Here is an 18,506-nt window from a genome sequence, read left to right on the forward strand (position 1 = left end):
GCGGCGCTTTCCGCCGGAGGCGGGCGGCTGTCAAGGACGAGACGATCGCCCGCCGAACCGGCATGTCGCCGCGATCCTGATCGCGCTCAACGCCGAGGCACAGCAGCCCCGTTGGAGTCCGTGGCGGTGTTGCCGAGGCCGACGGGGAGAAGTCGTCCGCCGGTCAGCCGGAGCAGTTCGTCCGCGGTCGTGGGGAAGACGGTGTGCGGGGTGCCGGCGGCGGCCCAGATCCTGGGGTAGTCCGTGAGGGCTTCGTCGACGACCGTGGGGAGCGGGTCGGGGTGGCCGACGGGGGCGACGCCGCCGATCGCCTGTCCGGTGGCCTGGCGGACCTGCTCGGCCGTGGCGCGGCGGAGTTCGCCACGGCCCCAGCGGGTGGCGAGCCCCGCGGTGTCGACCTTGTGGCGGCCGCTCGTGAGGACCAGGACGGGGACGTCGTCGGAGATGAAGACGAGGCTGTTGGCGATGGCACCGACTTCGCAACCCAAGGCGTTGGCCGCCTCGGCGGCCGTCCGCGTCGATTCTGCCAACTGGCGGATCCCACCCGGGATTCCGGCCGTTGTCAGGGCGTCGGCCACCTGCTGACTGCGGGTGGGCAGGGGTCCGCTCGGCGATGTCATGCCAGTCCCTCGGGATCAGATGTTCGCGTTCCGCAAACAGAACGTTCTGGATATGGAACGATAGGCCGCGGTGGACAGCGCAGTCAACGAGGCGCTGGCGAGGCGGGACGGGGAATCATGGAACTGGCTGACCAGGTAGGTCGCCGCATGAGGGAGCTGCGGATCGAGCGGGGACTGTCGCTGTCCGAGCTGGCCCGGCGGTCGGGGGTCGGCAAGGGCACGCTCTCGGAGTTGGAGAGCGGCGGGCGCAATCCCACGCTGGAGACCCTGTACGCGCTCACCACCGCGCTCGACACCCCCCTCAGTTCGGTCCTGATCGGTACGGCGGCGGGCGCCTGGATCTCGGGCAGCGCGGTGGACGCGGTCCTGACCGAGCGCTTCGAGGACGCGGCCGCGACCAATGAGGTGTACCGCGTGCGGATCCGCGCCGGCACGGTCCAGCAGTCCGCCGCGCACGCCCCCGGCACCGAGGAGCACATGGTCGTCCTGGCGGGTACCGCCCGCCTCGGTGACGTCTCGTCACCCCGCCTGGTGAGCGCCGGCGAACACGCCCACTGGGCCGCCGACGTCCCGCATCTGTACGCCGCACCGGCCGGCGACGTCGAGGCCGTCCTGATCGTGCGCTACCCGGCGGCGGCAGGTACCTCCGGCAAGGACCGGCCCGATGAGTGAGATCGACCGGACGTTACGCCGGATCGCGCCGGCCTCCGCTGTGGTCGCCGGGCTGATCGCGGTGCTGGTGGGAGTCGTCAGTTCCGCCGCGATCGTCTTCACTGCCGCCAAGGCGGCGGGAGCGGGCCCGCGCGAGCTCGGCTCCTGGATGCTGGCCCTCGGTGTCGGTATGGGGGTCACCTGTGTCGGACTCTCGCTGCGCTACCGGGCGCCGGTGGTCACGGCCTGGTCCACTCCGGGTGCGGCCCTGCTCGCGTCCGGGCTCGACGGGGTGACGATGCCGCAGGCCGTCGGAGCCTTTCTCATCTCGGCGGTGCTGATCCTGCTCAGCGGGCTGACGGGCTGGTTCGAGCGGGTCATGGGCCGGATCCCGGTGCCGCTGGCGGCGGGGCTGCTGGCCGGGGTGCTCGTCCGGTTCGGCACGGGGCTGTTCAGCAGCATGGACGGTCACTTCACCGTCGTGTTCGCCATCTTCGTGGTCTATCTGGCGGGCCGACGGCTGCTGCCCAGGTACGCGATCTTCGGGGCGCTCGCGGCGGGTGTCGCGGTCGCGGCCGCACAGGGCTCGTTGCAGCCCGGCCGGATCCGTTTCGCGTTCGCCGAACCGGTCTTCACCGCTCCGGCGTTCTCCTGGCAGGTGACCGTCAGCGTCGCACTGCCGCTGTTCGTGGTGACGATGGCCTCGCAGAACCTGCCGGGGGTCGCGGTCCTGCGGGGCGACGGGTACGGACGGGTGCCCGTGTCGCCGCTGATCAGCTGGACCGGGGTCACCAACGTGCTGCTGGCGCCCTTCGGTTGCTTCGGCCTGAATCTCGCGGCCATCACGGCGGCCATCTGCACGGGGCCGCAGGCACACGAGGACCGGAGCCGGCGCTATCTGGCCGGCGTCTGGGCGGGGCTGTTCTACCTGTGCGTGGGCGTCTTCGGCGGGACTGTCAGCTCGCTGCTGGCCGCGATGCCCACCGCGCTGATCGTCGGCATCGCCGGAGTCGGGCTGCTCGGCACCATCGGGAACTCGCTGTCCGCCGCGCTCTCGGACGACGGTTTCCGGGAGGCCGCCGTCATCACCTTTCTGGCCACCGCGTCCGGCGTGACACTGCTCGGCGTCGGCTCCGCGTTCTGGGGGCTGCTGGCCGGGGCACTGACCATCGCGGTCACCCGCGGACGCCGGCCGCGCAGACCGCTGCCACCCGCCGTGCAGTCCGACGTCACCTCATCCGAAGCCAGCTCGCCCGAGTATTCGAACATGTCAACTGCCAGTCCCAGCCGCTGAGATGACGGACCGTCAGCTGGGGATACCCGGAAGACTTGGTTATAAGGTGGATCACTATGCGCGACATACACCGCACCGGCCTCCTCCTTATCTGCCGCGACGAGGGCCTCTAGGGCTCGACCTCCTCGTCGCGGAGTCCGGCCACGCGCCACCCAGTCGGCCCACTGCCGCGACGAATCCACTGAGGAACGGTTCCGAATGAACACGCAGTTCTCCGTTCAGCCGACCACCGCATACCCCGCCTTCCCGCTCCAGCTGCCGTCCGGGATGCCGTTCGGGCGCTACCAGTCGTTCCAGGGCGTCGAGTTGCCCGACCGCACCTGGCCCGGCAAGACCATCACCAAGGCGCCGCAGTGGTGTGCGGTCGACCTGCGGGACGGCAACCAGGCCCTGATCGACCCGATGGGCGCCGACCGCAAGCTGCGGATGTTCGAACTCCTCGTCGCCATGGGCTACAAGGAGATCGAGGTCGGCTTCCCGTCGGCCAGTCAGACCGACTTCGACTTCGTCCGCCAGCTCATCGACGAGGACCGGATCCCCGACGACGTCGCCATCCAGGTGCTGGTGCCGACCCGCAGCCACCTCATCGAGCGCACCTTCGAAGCGGTTCGCGGCGCCAAGCACGCCATCATCCATCTCTACAACTCCACCTCGACCCTCCAGCGGCGCGTGGTGTTCGGCATGGAGCGCGAGCAGATCACCGGGCTGGCAGTGGGTGGCGCGCAGCTGTGCGCCGATCTCGCCGAGCGGATGACGGACACCGGGATCGGCTTCCAGTACTCTCCGGAGTCCTACACCGGCACCGAGCTGGAGTACGCCGCCGAGATCTGCAACGCGGTCATCGGTGTCTGGCAGCCGAGCGCGGACCGCAGGGTCATCGTCAATCTGCCCGCCACGGTCGAGATGGCCACCCCCAACGTGTACGCGGACTCGATCGAGTGGATGCACCGTCACCTGGACCGGCGCGACGCAGTCGTGCTGTCCGTCCACCCGCACAACGACCGGGGTACCGCCGTGGCCGCCGCCGAGTTGGGCTATCTGGCCGGCGCCGACCGCATCGAGGGCTGCCTGTTCGGCAACGGCGAGCGCACCGGCAACGTCTGTCTGGTCACCCTGGGCATGAACCTCTTCAGCCAGGGCGTCGATCCGATGATCGACTTCTCGGACATCGACGGCATCCGCCACACGGTCGAGTTCTGCAACCAGCTGCCGGTACATCCGCGCCACCCGTACGGGGGCGACATGGTCTACACGGCCTTCTCCGGCTCGCACCAGGACGCCATCAAGAAGGGCCTGGAGGCGCTCGAGCACTCGGCGGCCGCTGCGGGCACCCCGGTGGACGCCTTCGGCTGGGCGGTGCCCTACCTGCCGATCGACCCCAAGGACGTCGGCCGCTCCTACGAGGCCGTGATCCGGGTCAACTCCCAGTCCGGCAAGGGCGGTATCGCCCACGTCATGAAGTCCGAGCACAAGCTGAACCTGCCGCGCGGCCTCCAGATCGAGTTCTCGCAGGCGGTCCAGAACCGCACGGACGACCAGGGCGGCGAGGTCTCTCCGGCGCGGATGTGGGAGGCGTTCGTCGAGGAGTACCTGCCCGTCGACGCTCCGGAGGCCGGCGTGGTCGGCCAGGACGGGAGCATCACGCCATGGGGCCGGATGTCTCTGGTGTCGCATCAGTCGGCCACCGTCATCGACGAGAAGAACTCGTTCTCGGTGGAGGTGCTGCTCGACGGCGAGAAGCGGACCGTGGACGGAGTCGGCAACGGCCCCATCGACGCCTTCGTGTCGGCACTCGGCGAGCTCGGCATCGACGTGCGGGTCGGTGACTTCCAGGAGCACGCGATGTCCACGGGCGGCGACGCCCGCGCCGCCGCGTACGTGGAGGCCTCGATCGACGGGCGCACGTTCTGGGGCGTGGGTCTGGACTCCAGCATCGTCACCGCCTCGCTCAAGGCGGTCGTGTCCGCGGTCAACCGGAGCTTCCGCGGCCAGGCCTGACCGGACTGCCTGGCCGGAGATCTGACGGAACGTCAGAACCGTTGCAGCGTCCCGACGGGTCGGCCCCACGCCATGACCGCCCCCCGAGCCGGGGAGCGGAGAGGAGGACGGATGGATCTGCGGATACTCACCGAGCCGCAGCGGGGTGCGGACTATCCCACCCTGCTGCGAGTGGCCCGGCATGCCGAGCAGCTCGGCTTCGACGGCTTCTTCCGGTCGGACCACTACCTGAAGGTCGCCCCGGGCGCTGCCCTGCCCGGCCCCACCGACGCCTGGATCACGCTGGCCGGACTCGCCCGCGAGACCAGCCGGATCACCCTCGGCACCATGATGACGGCGAGTACGTTCCGGCTGCCCGGCGTCCTCGCCGTCCAGGTCGCACAGGTGGACCAGATGTCGGGCGGACGCATCGAACTCGGCCTGGGCGCAGGCTGGTTCGAGCGCGAGCACCTGGCGTACGGCATTCCCTTCCCGACCGCCCGGTTCGACCGGTTGGAGGAGCAGCTGGAGATCCTCACCGGGATGTGGGACACCCCGGGGGGCGAGCTGTTCCAGTACGAGGGGCAGCACTACCGGCTGGTGGACTGCCCGGCGTTGCCCAAGCCCGTACGGGGACGGGTGCCGGTGCTGATCGGCGGCCGCGGTGCCCGGCGAACCCCGGCGCTGGCCGCCCGGTTCGCCGACGAGTTCAACGTGCCGTTCGGCTCACCCGAGGACACCGGGGACCAGTTCCGCCGGGTGCGGGAAGCAGCCGAAGCCGCCGGACGCGACCCGCGGACGCTGGTGTACTCGGCGGCCCTGACCGTGTGCGTCGGCCGGGACGGCGCCGAAGTCACGCGGCGGGCCGCGGCGATCGACCGCGACGAGGCGGACCTTCGGGCGACCGGGCTCGCGGGCACCCCCGACGAGGTCCTGAAGACCTTGGACCGCTACCGGGCGGCCGGTGCGTCGAGAATCTACCTCCAGATCCTCGACCTGGCCGATCTCGGTCAGCTGGACCTGATCGCCGACCAGGTCGCCACCCAACTGCCATGACCCGGCCGGGCGTTCAGGGCCTGGCAGCGGCGCGACGCAGTCCGAGGCCGATGAACACGGCAGCGACCAGCACCAACACCGCGTCCGCGCCGACCCCCAGCCGGGTACCCGCCAGCACGGCCGTCCTGAAGTCCTCGCCCGCGTCCTCCAGACTGCCTGCCCGGCCCGCCGCGAGCGCGCCGAGCACCGGGATGCCGATCGTGATGCCGATCTGCTGCGCACTGGTCACCAGTCCGGTGGCCAGGCCCTGTTCACGGTCGGTCAGGCCCGAGGTGGCGGTAATGCCGTACGAGACCACCGCCGACATATGGCCCACGGACGCGAGGACCAGCGCGGTGACGGCCAGCCAGATGCCGTCGTCCGCGGGCAGGAACACCAGCGCCGCCGTGCACACGGACTGCACCGTGAGCCCGGCGACCAGCGTCGTCCGGGCCCCGAGGGCGGCGACGATCCGGGAGGCCGTCATCCCGGTGCCGGCCAGCACGATGCCCTGCACTCCGAAGACCAGGCTGGTCTCGAAGGCCGAAAGACCGAGCACCTCCTGGAGGTAGAGCGTGAGCAGGAAGATCACCGAGCTCATCATCGAGAACGTCGCCAGCCCGCCCAGGTTGCCGAACGCGACCCTGGGCCGGCGCAGCATCCGGAGCGAGACCAGCGGCTCGGCAGCCCGGTTCTCGACGGCCACGAACGCCGCCAGCAGCAGCCCGCCGAGCACCAGCGCGGCGATCACCTCGGGCTCGCCGAACCCCTGGTCAGCAGCGGTGGACAGGGCGTAGATGACACTCAGCAGACCGCCCGTGACGGTCACCGCACCCGGCAGGTCCAGTCGCGGCCGCCCGGCGGGCCGGCTCTCGGTGAGCAGGGCCGGAGCGGCGACTGCGACGAGCGCACCCGCGCCGGCCAGCAGGGCCATGGTGGACCGCCAGCCCAGATGGTCGGTCATCACCCCGCCGACCAGCATGCCGACCGTGAAGCCCAGCGAGAGGATCGTGCCGTTGACCGCCAGTGCCCTGTTCCGCTGCGGGCCCTCCGGGAACGTCGTGGTCAGCAGGGACATACCGGTCGGTACGACCGCCGCCGCCCCCAGGCCCTGCAGGGCGCGTGCGGCCAGGAACGGCACGGTACCCCACGCGGCGGCGGCCAGGACGGAGGCCAGGGTGAACACGGCAAGGCCGATGACGAACAGCCGCCGCCGGCCGAACAGATCGGCGATCCGCCCGAAGAGCAGCAGAAACCCGCCCGACGGCAGGGCGAACGCGGTGATGGCCCACTGGAGATCGGCCTGGCCCATGGTCAGGTCGGCGCCGAGCACCGGCAGCGCCACATTCAGGATCGAGAAGTCGAGCGCGATGATGAACTGCGCCGCGCACAGCAGTACGAGCGTCAGCTGCGCGCGACCGGTGAGCCGGTCGTCGCTGGCGGGGCCGGTGGCGATCTGCTGACCGAGCGCTTCCCGGAGATGTCCGGGACCGGCGCCAGGGTGGTCGTCATGATCACAGGCTCCGCCACCCCGGACAGATGCGAAAGACGCTGCCTGTGCTGGTGGTGCCACCACCAGCCGGGCCGACACCACCAGCGCTCGATGAGGTCAACGAGGGGATGTGCAGCGTGACTTCGACTGTCCGGACAACGGCGCCCCGGGCCGAACTCAGGGATTTCCTGCGCAGTCGGCGGGCCCGGATCACGCCTGCGGAGGTGGGTCTTCCGACGGCCGGCCGGCGGCGCAGCCCCGGCCTGCGGCGGGAGGACGTCGCGGCGCTGGCCGGGGTCGGCCACTCCTGGTACCAGTGGCTGGAGCAGGGCCGCGACATCGCCGTGTCGGCGCAGGTCCTAAACGCGGTGTCGCGGGTACTCCGCCTGGACGACGCCGAGCGGCGCCACCTGTACGTACTGGCGGAACTCAACCCTCCGCTGCCGGACGCGGCACCGAGGATCGCGTACTGCGAAGAGCTCCAACGGCTGGTCGAGGCCTGGGGTCCGCACCCGGCGACCATGCTCGACCGCCACTGGAACCACGTGGCGTGGAACGAGTCGGCACGGCTTGCGCTCGGACTGCCGGGCGCCGAGCGCAACTGCCTGGTGGGTTTCTTCCACGACCAGCGGTTCCGGCGTGGGGACGGCCGGGCCCGGTCCTGGGAACGGGTCGCGCCGGCGGTGGTCGCCGCGTTCCGCGCGTCCGCCGCCGAGCGGCCCGACGACGAGGGTTTCCGCGAGGTGGTCAGTGAACTGAGCCGTACCAGCGCGGAGTTCGCCGAACTGTGGGCGCGCCTGGATATCCAGGAGGCCGGGGTGATCGTCAACGAGGTCGAGCATCCGGTCGTCGGCGCGCTCAGTTTCGAGAGCAGTCAACTGCGGCTCCCCGCACGGCCCGACCTGACCGTGGTGCTCTACAACCCGCTCGCTGGAACGGATACCGCACAGAAGGTGGGATGGCTGCTGTCCGGGGATTCGGCATGACCTGGGTCACATCTGCACCCGGGCGGGTGGGGCCGCCGGACGCCGGCCTGGCGGCCGTGCGAAAGCTGTCCATATTCTGGTCAACCCGATACTTCGTCAACTTGCTTTGACCAGCGCAGATGTGGTGCGTAGCCAGGTAGTTGCTGTGCGCTCTTGATATGGCCGACAGGAGGTGCGAGGGTTGGTCCACCGATCACGAACATGTCTGACCCGAGCTACCTGTGCCAGGTCCGGCAGTTGTTCGAGAGGCCTATCGACGGCCCCACAAAAGCGCGTGCGGGACTCCGCGCCTGATTTCTTCCTTTGCAGCCAACTCGGGGGAGTCTGATGCAGGACTTAGACATGTTCACACCGGGGCCGACCCATGTGCCGTTAGGCATCAGGATGGCCTCCATCGCTCAGCTGACCCATCATCGGACGGCTGATTTCAAGAAGCTTTTCGAGCGTATCCACGGCGGTCTGCAGAATCTGTTCCGCACCAGCGGCCAGGTACTGATGCTGCCGGCATCCGGAACCGGCGCGATGGAATCCGTCGTGGCCAATATCGTGGCGCCGGGCGACACCGTCCTGGTCCTGGCGGCCGGGAAGTACGGCCGCCGCTGGGCCGAGCTCTGCGGCACCTACCGGGCGGATGTCCGGCTGCACGAGGTACCCGACGGTCAGACCTTCGAACTCGGAGCGGTGGAGCTCGAGTTGGCGAGGCTGCGGCCCCGGCATCTGCTGCTGACGCACTGCGAGACCTCGACCGGAACGGTCCACGACGTGCAGCGCCTCGCGGCCCTCGGCCGACGGTACGGCGCCACGGTCGTGGTCGACACCATGACGTCGATCGGTGTCGAGCCCTTCCATATGGACGACTGGGGCGTGGACTTCGCCCTGACCGCCTCGCACAAGGGGTTGATGAGCCCGCCCGGTGCGGCCTTCGTCGCCATCGGCGAGCTGGGCTGGGATGCGGTGCGCCCGTCCCAGGGCTACTCGTACTGGAACTTCCACCTGCTGCGCGAGGCTGCGCGGGAGAGCACCGTCCCCAACACCCCGCCGAACGCGACGCTGTTCGCCGTCGCCGCCGGTCTCGACCGGATCGAGGCCGAGGGTCTGGAGCAGGTCTGGGAGCGGCACGCACGCAATGCGGCCGTGTGCCGGGCCGGCCTGGAGGCCTTGGGCCTGCCACTCTTCCCGCAGGCACGGCCGTCCCATTCGCTCACCGCCGCCGTACTGCCTGCCGACGGCCGCGCGGACGGCCTGGTCGAGGCGCTGCACGAGCGCTTCGGCATCCGCATCGTCGGCGGCCAGGGCAGCCTCAAGGGGAAGATCATCAGGATCGGCCACATCGGCTCGGTCTCCCCGCTCGACCTGCTCCCGGTGCTGACCGCTCTGGAGATCCTCCTCCTGGAGCGCGGTTTCGGCCACGAGCCCGGCCGGGCTCCATGGCGGCCGTCCTGTCGCGCCAGCAGGGACCGCGGACCGCCTGACGTCCGCCGCACCCCGCCTTCACCCCCACCGTGTTTCCGCGCGCCCTCGGCAGGGCCTGCCCCGCCGCACCCTGCCTGCCTGCCTGCCTGCCTGCCTGCCTGCCTGCCTGGCCGAGTCCTGCCACCGCCTGCGTATCCGCAATCCTCCGCGCGTACGGGCGCGCCCATGCGTGCCCGCGCGGTGGTGCGCCCGGTCGCGAACCCATCACGGCATCACCCGGACCCCGCCGGGTGACGCCTCCGCACGCCCTCCCCCGGGCGTCCACGACACCACCCTGGAGATCATGTGCTGAGCACCCGGACGCGCCGCTTCGTCGGCGCGTACACCACCCTTCTCACCCCCTTCGACGCCTCCGGCGCCGTCGACGAGGTGGCGCTGCGCCGCCTGGTCGACTTCCAGATCGACAACGGCGTCACCCGGCTGTGTCCCAACGGTGTGACCGGCGAGGCGGCGGCCCTCACCGACGAGGAGAAGCTGCGGATCACCCGGATCTGCGTGGAGCAGGCAGCCGGGCGCGCCATGGTCATTCCCGACATCGGCACCGAGAACCTGACCCGCACCCTGGAGCTGGCGAAGGAGGCCGAGAAACTCGGCGCCGACGCCGTACTCGCCTTCACCCCGTACCTCGACCCGCCCACCGAGCGCGGTCTGGTGGCGTATTTCCGCCTGGTTGCGGACGCCGTCACGATCCCGCTGCTGATGCACAACCTGCCGGGCCGTACGACGGTCGACATCTCGCCCAGTCAGGTCGCCGAGCTGGCGAACCACCCGAACATCATCGGGATGAAAGAGGGAAACCAGGACATCGTGCGGATGCGCCGGGTGATCCACCTGGTGCGCGACACCGATTTCGTGGTACTCGCCGGTAATGACTTCACCGCCCTTCCCGCCCTGTTGCTGGGCGGCCACGGCCATGTCTCGGTGGCGGCCAACGTCATTCCCCGGCAGAGCCGATCCATCGTGGAGGCCGCCCTCGCCGGTGATTTCGCCACCGCGCGCGATCTCTACCTGAAGTACGCGGAGTTCTACCGCGGAATCTATTTCGCGACGAATCCCATCGCACTCAAGAAGGCCTTCTCGCTTGCCCAGTTCGAGGTCGGTGACCCGCGTCTGCCGCTGACCCCGCTGCCGGAGGACCGCTTCGGCGAGCTCGAAACAATCATGAAGGACTGCGAACTCCTCTGAATTCAGGGCGAGTTCCACCCGCAGCCAGTCGAACCCACTACGGATGAGGACGAACAGGAATGAACCCACTTCTCGATGTGGCCGCCATGACCGAGGGTGTGTACGGCGGCGACGTCGTACGGTCGCTGCTCTACGCCGCGGCCGACAGTCCGGGCAGCCGGGTCGTGCGCGTCGCCGTGGCGAGCGCGGAGCCCGGCAAGGGCGGCCAGGTGCACCACCACCCGAAGACCGACGAGACGTACTTCATCATCGCGGGCCAGGCCGAACTGGAGTTCGACGGCGAGCTGTACCAGCTCTCGCCGTCCTCCTGCGTCCGGATCCCGCGCGGCACCAAGCACCGGATCTCCAACACCGGTACGGAGACGCTGCGTTACCTGGCCTTCCACATCGGCGACGCCGAGTTCGCCGACGCGGTAGAGCACGTCAAGGCGGGCTGACCCTGATGGACGTCGTCATCGTCGGAGCGGGAAAGGCGGGATCGCTCCACTACCGGGCCTACTCCCATCTCGCCCGTTCCGGGCGCCTGGACCGCAACCGCATCCAGTTCCTCGACCCGGTCCGCAAGGCCGGGCCCGAACTGGCCGGACTCCTGCGACGTGACAACGTGGCCGAGCGGGTGATGGCCACCCGGGAGGAACTGGCGCCCGGCGCACCGGAGTCGACCATCATCGACCTCTGTCTGCCCAGCCGCACGCTCGCCCCCGTTCTGCTGGAGTGGTGGCGCGCCGGCTATCGCAAGTTCGTCATCGAGAAGCCGTTCACGGTCGCCCCGGAGCTCATCGACGACGTCCGCCGCGTCCTGGAGACCTCGCAGGCCGTCCTCGTCCGCAACTATCTGCACTCCCAAGTGCACGGGGCCGTCCGGGACTTGATAGAGCTGCACGACCTCGACCCGGTCCTGTGCGTCACCAACTTCTCCAAGGACCGCCGTGCGGACAACCTGCGCGGACGAGGCGCCTCCGGCACCGCCTCACCCACGGTCTTCGAGGTCGAGATGCCGCACCAGCTGTACATCGGCACCGACCTGCTCGGCGAACCCGAACGCGTGGAGTACGCCGAGGACCTCGACCCCATGGTCGCCCCTGACGGAACGCCACTGCGGCTCGGCGAAGGCGTCATCGTGGGGCGGGCGGCAAGTGGTGCGGCCTTCGTGCACTACTCCAACCTGCACTACCCGACCATCGTGCGGAGCCTCGACCTGTTCAGCCGGGACGGCCTGTCGATCCACGCCACGTACGCCCCGATCTGCGAGGAGCTGGCCGACATCAAGGCCGGCGTGATGCTCTGCCGAGGCAGCACGGTCATCAGCAAGAAGCTGTTCACCTCGGACGACAACATGCTGGGCATGATCTCGGAGGCCTTCACCCGGCTGTCCGCAGCGGCCCCGGCCCGGGTCGACCTGGCCCAGGTGCTGCGCGATTCGGCGCTCATCAGGTCGGCCGTCGGGGACGCCGCAGGCCATCGGCCCGGGCCCGGAACAGGCCGCGGCGACGTGCTCCAGGGCTGGGTGGTCGACTCCTTCAAGCTGGGGCTCGGCGCGGGCGTCGGCCAGGCCTTCCTGGCCTTCCTGGAGCAGCGCCAGCGGGCCCGGCTGGCCGGGATGCTCCCCGCCCTGGACCCCGCCTTCCACACCGTCACCCCGGCCGCGCCCCTGCTGGGCGAGCGGCTGACCCGAGAGGTGCTCGCCTGATGACGATCAAGGTCCATGGCGTACTCCATGTGGCGATGGTGACCGAGGACATCGAGCGGCTCACCGACTTCTACGTCCGTCTGTTCGACGCAGAGGTCGCCAAGCGGCTGGAGCTGACCACCCCCTGCTTCGGCGCGGGGGTGGGCGTGCCCGGTGCCACCGCCACCACCGTCCACCTGCGAATCCCCGGCGCGCAGACCGTCCTCGAACTCACCCAGTACGACCGGCACGTTCGGGCCGGCACCACCCCGGCTCCGTCGAACACGACCGGTCTGCGCCACGTCGCCCTCGCGGTGGCCGACATCGCCGCGGCCGCCGCCGAGCTGCGCGACCAGCAGGTCGAAGTGGTCGGCGGGCCGGTCGAGGTGGACGCTCCGGCCGCCGCCCGGGGCGTGAAGTTCCTCTACCTCCGCGACCCCGACGGCAACCTCGTCGAACTGATCGAACCGCCCACCGCGCCCCCGCACTCTCCGAGAAGGAGCAACCGAGCATGAGGATCGCCCCCGTCCAGCGCACCGAGACCGACGGCCGGCTGGAGCTCTCCGTCGACGTGTCCCATCAGGACGGCACGCCGACCGACCACCTCTGGTACCGGGTCGACCTGCGCCACGCCCCGTACCTGACCGACCTGATGGACCCCTTCCTGCTGGCCACGCTGTTCCTGGCCATGCGCAAGGGCGAGAACCTGCACGTCGAGGGCCCGGTCTCGGTGACCCTGCTGGAGAACCTGGAGGAGTTCCAGGCGGCCTGGCTGCAGTGGCGCCCCGAGCGCTACACCGCCGTCGAGCTCTCCGCCGACCGTGAGGTGCCGGACCGCGACCGGCCCGACACCCGCTCCGCCCTGCAGACCTTCTCCGGCGGCGTCGACAGCGCCTTCACCACGATCCGCCACGTCAAGAAGACGGCCGGCCGCGGCTCGCTCGGCCTGACCGCCGCCGTGATGGTGCACGGCTACGACATCCCGCTGGAGGAGCGTGACGCGTACGACGCGCTGTACGCCCGCAGTGTTCCGCTGCTGAAGGGCGTCGGCATCGAACTGCTGCCGGTCACCACCAACTTCCGGCAGCTGTGGCACAGCGACCTCAGGCACTGGGAGGACGCCTTCGCCACCGGCATGACCTCCGTGCTCACCCTCTTCAGCGGCAGGTTCGAGCACGGGGTGATCGCCAGCTCCGAACCGTACGGCTCGCTCGTCCTGCCCTGGGGCTCCAACCCGATGACCGACTGGATGCTCTCCGGCGGCCGGATGCGCATGCACCACGACGCGACCGGCATCGAGCGCAGCGACAAGGTCGCCGGCCTCGCCCGGCTCTGGCCCGAAGGCGCCGACAACCTGCGCGTGTGCTGGCAGGGGGAGCAGAAGGACCGCAACTGCTGCCAGTGCGAGAAGTGCATCCGCACCATCCTCAACTTCAAGGTCAGCGGCAGCCCCCTGCCGCCGTCCTTCCCGCACGATGTGACACCGGATCAGATCCTCAGCCTGCGCGGCCTCTCCGAGGCGCACGTCAACCCGCTGCGCCAGATCCTCGCCACCGCCCGCCGCCGTGAGCTCACCGCCGAGTGGGTGGTGGCGCTGGCCGACTGCATCACCGCCAACGAGGACGAGATCGCCCGGGGCATCAGCTACGAGGGCGGCTTCCCGCTGCTGGCCTCGGCCAGGTCGGAGCCGTGAGCGGCGCCCAGTACGCGGTGGTGGCGCGCTTCAACCTCAGGCCCGAAGCCGTCGCGGCTTTCGACGCCCTCGCCGAGTGGCGCATCTCGCAGGCCGCCGCCGACGAGCCGGGCCTGGTCGGCTACGCCGTGCACCGGATCGCGGCCGAGCCGCTGGCCCGGGTGTTCTACGAGATCTACCGCGACAAGGCCGCGTTCGACGACCACCGGGCCACCGCGCAGACCGCCGAGTTCGGGCGGCTGCACGTGCCGTTCGTCCAGGGCCCGCCGCGGATCGAGTTCCTGGAGGTGCTGTTCAGCGCGAACGGGCTCGCGCCACGCCCGTAGCGGCCCCGCCCGCCCGGGCGGCCCGTTGTCCCCCGCAGACGCTTCGGAAAGCAGGACCCATGACCGTCACGTACCGGCCGCACCACACGGCCTTCACCGTCAGCGACCTCGAGGCCTCGAAGGCCTTCTACGGCCACTTCGGCTTCCGGCTCATCGCCGAGTGGGCCAAGCAGGACAAGTCGTTGACCATCACGCACCTCCAGCAGGAGGGCGGCTACGTCCTGGAGCTCTTCCACTACGCCCCGGTCGCGGACGCTCCTCGTCCCACCTTCACCGTCGGCAACAACCTGCCCCAGGTCGGCGTGAAGCACCTCGGCTTCAACGTCCCCGACCTGGTGGCGACCCGCGAGGAGATCATCGCCGCGGGGATCGGCGAGGTCACCGAGATCGCCCGCGGCCGCACCCTGGTCGACTACTTCTTCGTCATCGACCCGGACGGGATGTACGTGGAGGTCGTCAAGGACTCCCGCGGCCTTCACCCGAGCGCGCCGCTGCTGCTCTCCGACGAGCAGAAGTAAGGGAGGACACCGCCATGGCCGTCTCCTCCTTCATGGTGCCGCTCGGCACCCCCGCGCCCGACTTCGTGCTGCCCGCCGTCGACGGACGGACCGTCACCCGCGAGGACCACGACGGGGCGCCCGCCCTCCTGGTGGCCTTCCTCTCCAACCACTGTCCGTTCGTCAAGCACCTGGAGAAGGCGATCGGTGCCTTCGCCGCAGAGTTCCCGGAGCTTGCCGTGGTCGCCGTCTGCAGCAACGACACCTCCGTCGCGCCCGACGACGGTCCGGACGGACTGCGCGACCAGGTCGCCCGTACCGGCTGGACGTTCCCGTACCTGATCGACTCCGACCAGTCGGTGGCCCTGGCCTACCGCGCCGCCTGCACCCCGGACTTCTTCCTGTACGGGGCGGACCGCCTGCTCGCCTACCGGGGGTCGTTCGACGACTCGACCCCCGGCAACGGCCGGCCGGTGACCGGGGAGCGGCTGCGGACCGCCGTCACCGACGTGCTGGCCGGGCGGCCCGTACCGGAGCCGCACCACGCCAGCATGGGGTGTTCGGTGAAGTGGGCACCCGGGAACGAGCCGGCCTGATCATGAAGCCGAAGATTTCCGTGCTCGGCACCGGGTATCTCGGTGCCACCCACGCCGCAGGGCTCGCCGAGATGGGCTTCGAGGTCATCGGTCTGGACGTGGACGCCGCCAAGGTCGCCCGGCTGGCCCGGGGCGAGGTTCCGTTCCACGAGCCCGGCCTCGATGTCCTGATGCGCCGTCACACCTCCTCGGGGCGGCTGCGCTTCACCACGGACTTCGCGGAAGCGGCCGCCTTCGCCGACGTCCACTTCCTCGCCGTCGGCACGCCGCAGTCCGCCGAGGGCGGGGCAGCCGATCTGACCTACCTGGACGCCGCGATCGACGCGCTGGCCCCGCACCTGACCCGGCCCTGCCTGGTCGTCGGCAAGTCCACCGTCCCGGTCGGCACGGCCGCCCGGCTCACGGACCGCCTCGTCGCGCTCGCCCCGGCGGGTGGCACCGTCGAACTCGCCTGGAACCCCGAGTTCCTCCGGGAGGGGCACGCGGTCGCGGACACGCTCTCACCGGACCGGATCGTCGTCGGGGTGCGCTCCGACGTCGCCGAAAAGCTGCTCCGGGAGGTCTACGCGGACATCCTGGACCGGGGCACCTCGTTCCTCGTCACCGATCTCGCCACGGCGGAACTGGTGAAGGTCGCGGCCAACTCCTTCCTCGCCACGAAGATCTCCTTCATCAACGCGATGGCGGAGCTGTGCGAGACCACCGGGGCCGACGTCACGATGCTGGCCCGGGCCATCGGCCAGGACGCCCGGATCGGGCCGCAGTTCCTGAACGCGGGAGTCGGGTTCGGCGGCGGTTGCCTGCCCAAGGACGTCCGGGCCTTCCGGGCCCGGGCCCGCGAGCTGGGCGGTACGGGCGCGGTCGACCTGCTGGGCGCCGTCGACACGATCAATCTCCGGGCCCGCAGCAGAGTGCTGGCGCTGGCCAGGGACGCCCTCGGCGGCGAGCTGGCCGGCCGGCGGATCGCCGTGCTGGGTGCCGCGTTCAAACCGGACACGGACGATGTGCGCGATTCCCCGGCCCTCGATGTCGCCACAGCGGCGGCGCGCGCGGGAGCCGTCGTGACCGTGTACGACCCGATGGCGGGGCCGGCGGGAGCCGTGGCCCGCCCGGAGCTCGACTTCGTCCCTTCCCTGGAGGCCGCCGTCACCGGCGCCGACCTCGTCCTGCTGCTCACCGAGTGGGACGAGTTCCGCACCGCCGATCCGCGCCGGCTCGCCGGGTGGGTGCGCACGCCACGGCTGGTCGACGGCAGAAACGCGCTGGACCACCGGGCCTGGGCCGAGGCGGGCTGGAGCGTCCGGGCACCCGGGCGGGTGCCGTCGGCCGGCGAGCTTCCGTTCCGCGAGCCCGGGGCCGCCTGAGTCCAGCACCCCTCCCCCGTCCCTCTTGCGATGCCCCCGAGGAGCGACCAGCCATGGCCGACCCAGCCCTACTGCCCCTTGACCGGGCGACCTCGATCGCCGAACGGATGAATGCGCTGGTGCCCACCCGGCGGCACCGGCTGATCGTCGGCACGGTCGGACTCGCCCTGTTCTTCGACCTGTTCGAGATCTTCATGTCGGGTGTCCTGGGCACCGTGCTCACCAGCCGCTTCGACCTCACCCGGACCCAGACCTCCGGGGTCCTGGCCTCCGTCTTCGTCGGCATGTTCATCGGCGTCCTGGTGACCGGTCGGCTCGCGGACCGGTTCGGACGGCGCCGCGTCATGCTGGGTGCCATCGGCGTCTACACCGTCTTCTCGGCGGTGGGGGCGGTCAGCCCCGACGTGTCGATGGTGATCGGTGCCCGGCTCCTGGCCGGACTCGGCATCGGTCCTGTGCTGCCGCTCGCCGACTCGTACCTCAGCGACATGCTGCCCGCCCGGTACCGCGGCAGGTACACCGCATGGGCCTACACCATCGGGTTCCTGGGGGTACCGGCCGTGGGCCTGCTGGCGCGCTGGGTGGTACCGCTCAGCCCGCTCGGACTCGACGGCTGGCGCTGGCTGTTCCTGATCGGGTCGGCCGGCGGGTTGGTCGTGCTGGCCCTGCGGAACAACCTGCTGGAGTCGCCACGCTGGCTCGCTTCGGTTGGCCGGACCGCCGAAGCCGAGGCCACGCTCAGGGAGTTGGGCGACACCTCGGGGCCGGTGACGGCCGATCCGGCGAACCCGGTGGATCCCGACGGTGTGCGGGCGATGACCACCGCCGAGGCTCTGCGGGCCCTGCTGCGCAGCTCGGTGTACCGGCGCCGGATGGGCATGATGACGGTCTTTCACCTCATGCAGGCGTTCGGCGGCTACGGATTCGGCACGATGGCCCCTCTGGTGCTCTCCGCCAAGGGGTACTCCATCGTCCACTCCCTGCTGTTCAGTGCGGTGACCTTCCTCGGCTACCCGCTCGGCTCGCTGCTCTCGCTGCCACTGATCGAACGGGTGGAGCGCAAGTACCTGATCGTGGCGGCGGCGCTGTCGATGGCGGCCTCGGGCCTGCTGTTCGGCAGCGCGGACAGCGAGGTCGGCATCGTGCTGGCCGGCCTCTGCTACACGGCCGTCAGCAACGTCTTCTCGAACTCGTACCACGTCTACCAGGCGGAGATCTTCCCGACCGCGCTGCGCGTCACCGCGGTGAGCTGGACGTACTCGTTGTCCCGGATCACCACGGCCGCGATGCCGTTCCTGCTGGTGCCGGTGCTGGACGACTTCGGGTCAGGGGTGCTGTTCGCCCTGGTCGCGGTGACGCTCGGCATCATCGCGCTGGACATCGGGCTGCTCGGACCGGCGACGACCGGCCGCGCCCTGGAGGACGTGAACGAGTCCTTCCAGCACGTCCCGCAGCCCGCCGAATAGCTCCTGGCTGAATACCCGTCAAAGATTCTGTTGACGTGACCCGAAGGCCCGTGATGGACTCGGATCACCGGGTAATCATCTCCTCCCGCGGATTTTTCTCAGGCTCCCTTTCGGTGCCGCGCTCGGCGCATACCGATGAGCCTTCTCCTGTGCCTGGCCACCAGCGTGGAACACCATCACCC

General features: G+C 70.3%; 18 protein-coding genes. 16 read left to right on the forward strand and 2 right to left on the reverse strand.

Going from position 1 to position 18,506, the window contains the following annotated elements:
* Positions 1 to 86: 86 nt before the first annotated feature.
* On the reverse strand, positions 87 to 620 hold the full coding sequence (locus ASC99_RS11105; protein ID WP_057230746.1) for a YbaK/EbsC family protein: 534 nt from the start codon (positions 618 to 620) through the stop codon (positions 87 to 89).
* A gap of 117 nt (positions 621 to 737) precedes the next feature.
* On the opposite strand from ASC99_RS11105, the gene ASC99_RS11110 reads away from it, so the two are divergent.
* From ASC99_RS11110 to ASC99_RS11125, 4 genes are all read left to right on the forward strand, one after another.
* Positions 738 to 1,292: an XRE family transcriptional regulator gene (locus ASC99_RS11110; RefSeq protein WP_057230748.1), complete on the forward strand. Its 555-nt coding sequence runs from the start codon at positions 738 to 740 to the stop codon at positions 1,290 to 1,292.
* Entirely contained in the window at positions 1,285 to 2,565 is a 1,281-nt protein-coding gene (locus ASC99_RS11115) for a benzoate/H(+) symporter BenE family transporter (protein ID WP_082598237.1), read from the forward strand. Before ASC99_RS11110 ends, ASC99_RS11115 begins: the two co-directional genes overlap by 8 nt.
* Before the next feature lie 198 nt (positions 2,566 to 2,763).
* On the forward strand, positions 2,764 to 4,563 hold the full coding sequence (leuA, locus tag ASC99_RS11120; RefSeq protein ID WP_200948311.1) for a 2-isopropylmalate synthase: 1,800 nt from the start codon (positions 2,764 to 2,766) through the stop codon (positions 4,561 to 4,563).
* Between the two features lie 111 nt (positions 4,564 to 4,674).
* Positions 4,675 to 5,598 (forward strand): LLM class F420-dependent oxidoreductase, encoded by a 924-nt coding sequence (locus tag ASC99_RS11125; protein ID WP_057230750.1) that lies wholly within the window; start codon positions 4,675 to 4,677, stop codon positions 5,596 to 5,598.
* Positions 5,599 to 5,611: 13 nt separating this feature from the next.
* Here ASC99_RS11125 and ASC99_RS11130 read toward each other — a convergent pair whose 3' ends face one another.
* Positions 5,612 to 7,033, reverse strand: coding sequence for an MFS transporter (locus ASC99_RS11130; protein ID WP_057230968.1), 1,422 nt, complete (start codon positions 7,031 to 7,033; stop codon positions 5,612 to 5,614).
* A 164-nt stretch (positions 7,034 to 7,197) separates the two neighbouring features.
* On the opposite strand from ASC99_RS11130, the gene ASC99_RS11135 reads away from it, so the two are divergent.
* The 12 genes from ASC99_RS11135 (at position 7,198) to ASC99_RS11190 (ending at position 18,324) form a co-directional block, all read left to right on the forward strand.
* Positions 7,198 to 8,055 carry a helix-turn-helix transcriptional regulator gene (locus ASC99_RS11135; protein ID WP_057230752.1) on the forward strand — a complete coding sequence of 286 codons (858 nt, stop codon included), beginning with the start codon at positions 7,198 to 7,200 and terminating at the stop codon, positions 8,053 to 8,055.
* A 303-nt stretch (positions 8,056 to 8,358) separates the two neighbouring features.
* The gene (locus ASC99_RS11140) at positions 8,359 to 9,762 is read left to right on the forward strand and encodes an aminotransferase class V-fold PLP-dependent enzyme (protein WP_157531479.1); all 1,404 of its coding nucleotides are present in this window, start codon (positions 8,359 to 8,361) and stop codon (positions 9,760 to 9,762) included.
* 51 nt (positions 9,763 to 9,813) lie between these two features.
* Positions 9,814 to 10,713: a 4-hydroxy-tetrahydrodipicolinate synthase gene (gene dapA, locus ASC99_RS11145; RefSeq protein ID WP_082598239.1), complete on the forward strand. Its 900-nt coding sequence runs from the start codon at positions 9,814 to 9,816 to the stop codon at positions 10,711 to 10,713.
* Positions 10,714 to 10,772: 59 nt separating this feature from the next.
* Positions 10,773 to 11,150, forward strand: a complete 378-nt coding sequence (locus ASC99_RS11150) for a cupin domain-containing protein (protein ID WP_057230756.1) — start codon at positions 10,773 to 10,775, stop codon at positions 11,148 to 11,150.
* Between the two features lie 5 nt (positions 11,151 to 11,155).
* Positions 11,156 to 12,403, forward strand: a complete 1,248-nt coding sequence (locus ASC99_RS11155) for a Gfo/Idh/MocA family oxidoreductase (protein WP_057230758.1) — start codon at positions 11,156 to 11,158, stop codon at positions 12,401 to 12,403.
* On the forward strand, positions 12,403 to 12,897 hold the full coding sequence (locus ASC99_RS11160; protein ID WP_057230760.1) for a VOC family protein: 495 nt from the start codon (positions 12,403 to 12,405) through the stop codon (positions 12,895 to 12,897). Before ASC99_RS11155 ends, ASC99_RS11160 begins: the two co-directional genes overlap by 1 nt.
* Positions 12,894 to 14,075 carry a hypothetical protein gene (locus tag ASC99_RS11165; RefSeq protein ID WP_057230762.1) on the forward strand — a complete coding sequence of 394 codons (1,182 nt, stop codon included), beginning with the start codon at positions 12,894 to 12,896 and terminating at the stop codon, positions 14,073 to 14,075. Before ASC99_RS11160 ends, ASC99_RS11165 begins: the two co-directional genes overlap by 4 nt.
* Positions 14,072 to 14,401, forward strand: a complete 330-nt coding sequence (locus ASC99_RS11170) for a putative quinol monooxygenase (protein ID WP_057230764.1) — start codon at positions 14,072 to 14,074, stop codon at positions 14,399 to 14,401. The genes ASC99_RS11165 and ASC99_RS11170 overlap by 4 nt, the downstream gene beginning before the upstream one ends.
* A 59-nt stretch (positions 14,402 to 14,460) precedes the next feature.
* A complete protein-coding gene (locus tag ASC99_RS38430) occupies positions 14,461 to 14,919 on the forward strand; it encodes a VOC family protein (protein WP_057230766.1) in 459 nt (152 codons plus the stop codon).
* Between the two features lie 14 nt (positions 14,920 to 14,933).
* Positions 14,934 to 15,494, forward strand: coding sequence for a thioredoxin family protein (locus ASC99_RS11180; protein ID WP_057230768.1), 561 nt, complete (start codon positions 14,934 to 14,936; stop codon positions 15,492 to 15,494).
* A gap of 2 nt (positions 15,495 to 15,496) precedes the next feature.
* Positions 15,497 to 16,858 carry a UDP-glucose/GDP-mannose dehydrogenase family protein gene (locus ASC99_RS11185; protein ID WP_057230972.1) on the forward strand — a complete coding sequence of 454 codons (1,362 nt, stop codon included), beginning with the start codon at positions 15,497 to 15,499 and terminating at the stop codon, positions 16,856 to 16,858.
* Positions 16,859 to 16,911: 53 nt separating this feature from the next.
* Positions 16,912 to 18,324, forward strand: a complete 1,413-nt coding sequence (locus tag ASC99_RS11190) for an MFS transporter (protein ID WP_057230770.1) — start codon at positions 16,912 to 16,914, stop codon at positions 18,322 to 18,324.
* Positions 18,325 to 18,506: the final 182 nt, after the last annotated feature.

This window comes from Kitasatospora sp. Root107 (genome assembly GCF_001424875.1).
Classification (GTDB): Bacteria; Actinomycetota; Actinomycetes; order Streptomycetales; family Streptomycetaceae; genus Kitasatospora.

Excerpts from the sequence above, each read along its gene's own strand:
- ASC99_RS11105 (WP_057230746.1), bottom strand. The coding sequence starts at position 620 with ATGACATCGCCGAGCGGACCCCTGCCCACCCGCAGTCAGCAGGTGGCC.
- ASC99_RS11110 (WP_057230748.1), top strand. The coding sequence starts at position 738 with ATGGAACTGGCTGACCAGGTAGGTCGCCGCATGAGGGAGCTGCGGATC.
- ASC99_RS11115 (WP_082598237.1), top strand. The coding sequence starts at position 1,285 with ATGAGTGAGATCGACCGGACGTTACGCCGGATCGCGCCGGCCTCCGCT.
- leuA (WP_200948311.1), top strand. The coding sequence starts at position 2,764 with ATGAACACGCAGTTCTCCGTTCAGCCGACCACCGCATACCCCGCCTTC.
- ASC99_RS11125 (WP_057230750.1), top strand. The coding sequence starts at position 4,675 with ATGGATCTGCGGATACTCACCGAGCCGCAGCGGGGTGCGGACTATCCC.
- ASC99_RS11135 (WP_057230752.1), top strand. The coding sequence starts at position 7,198 with ATGTGCAGCGTGACTTCGACTGTCCGGACAACGGCGCCCCGGGCCGAA.
- ASC99_RS11150 (WP_057230756.1), top strand. The coding sequence starts at position 10,773 with ATGAACCCACTTCTCGATGTGGCCGCCATGACCGAGGGTGTGTACGGC.
- ASC99_RS11155 (WP_057230758.1), top strand. The coding sequence starts at position 11,156 with ATGGACGTCGTCATCGTCGGAGCGGGAAAGGCGGGATCGCTCCACTAC.
- ASC99_RS11160 (WP_057230760.1), top strand. The coding sequence starts at position 12,403 with ATGACGATCAAGGTCCATGGCGTACTCCATGTGGCGATGGTGACCGAG.
- ASC99_RS11165 (WP_057230762.1), top strand. The coding sequence starts at position 12,894 with ATGAGGATCGCCCCCGTCCAGCGCACCGAGACCGACGGCCGGCTGGAG.
- ASC99_RS38430 (WP_057230766.1), top strand. The coding sequence starts at position 14,461 with ATGACCGTCACGTACCGGCCGCACCACACGGCCTTCACCGTCAGCGAC.
- ASC99_RS11180 (WP_057230768.1), top strand. The coding sequence starts at position 14,934 with ATGGCCGTCTCCTCCTTCATGGTGCCGCTCGGCACCCCCGCGCCCGAC.
- ASC99_RS11185 (WP_057230972.1), top strand. The coding sequence starts at position 15,497 with ATGAAGCCGAAGATTTCCGTGCTCGGCACCGGGTATCTCGGTGCCACC.
- ASC99_RS11190 (WP_057230770.1), top strand. The coding sequence starts at position 16,912 with ATGGCCGACCCAGCCCTACTGCCCCTTGACCGGGCGACCTCGATCGCC.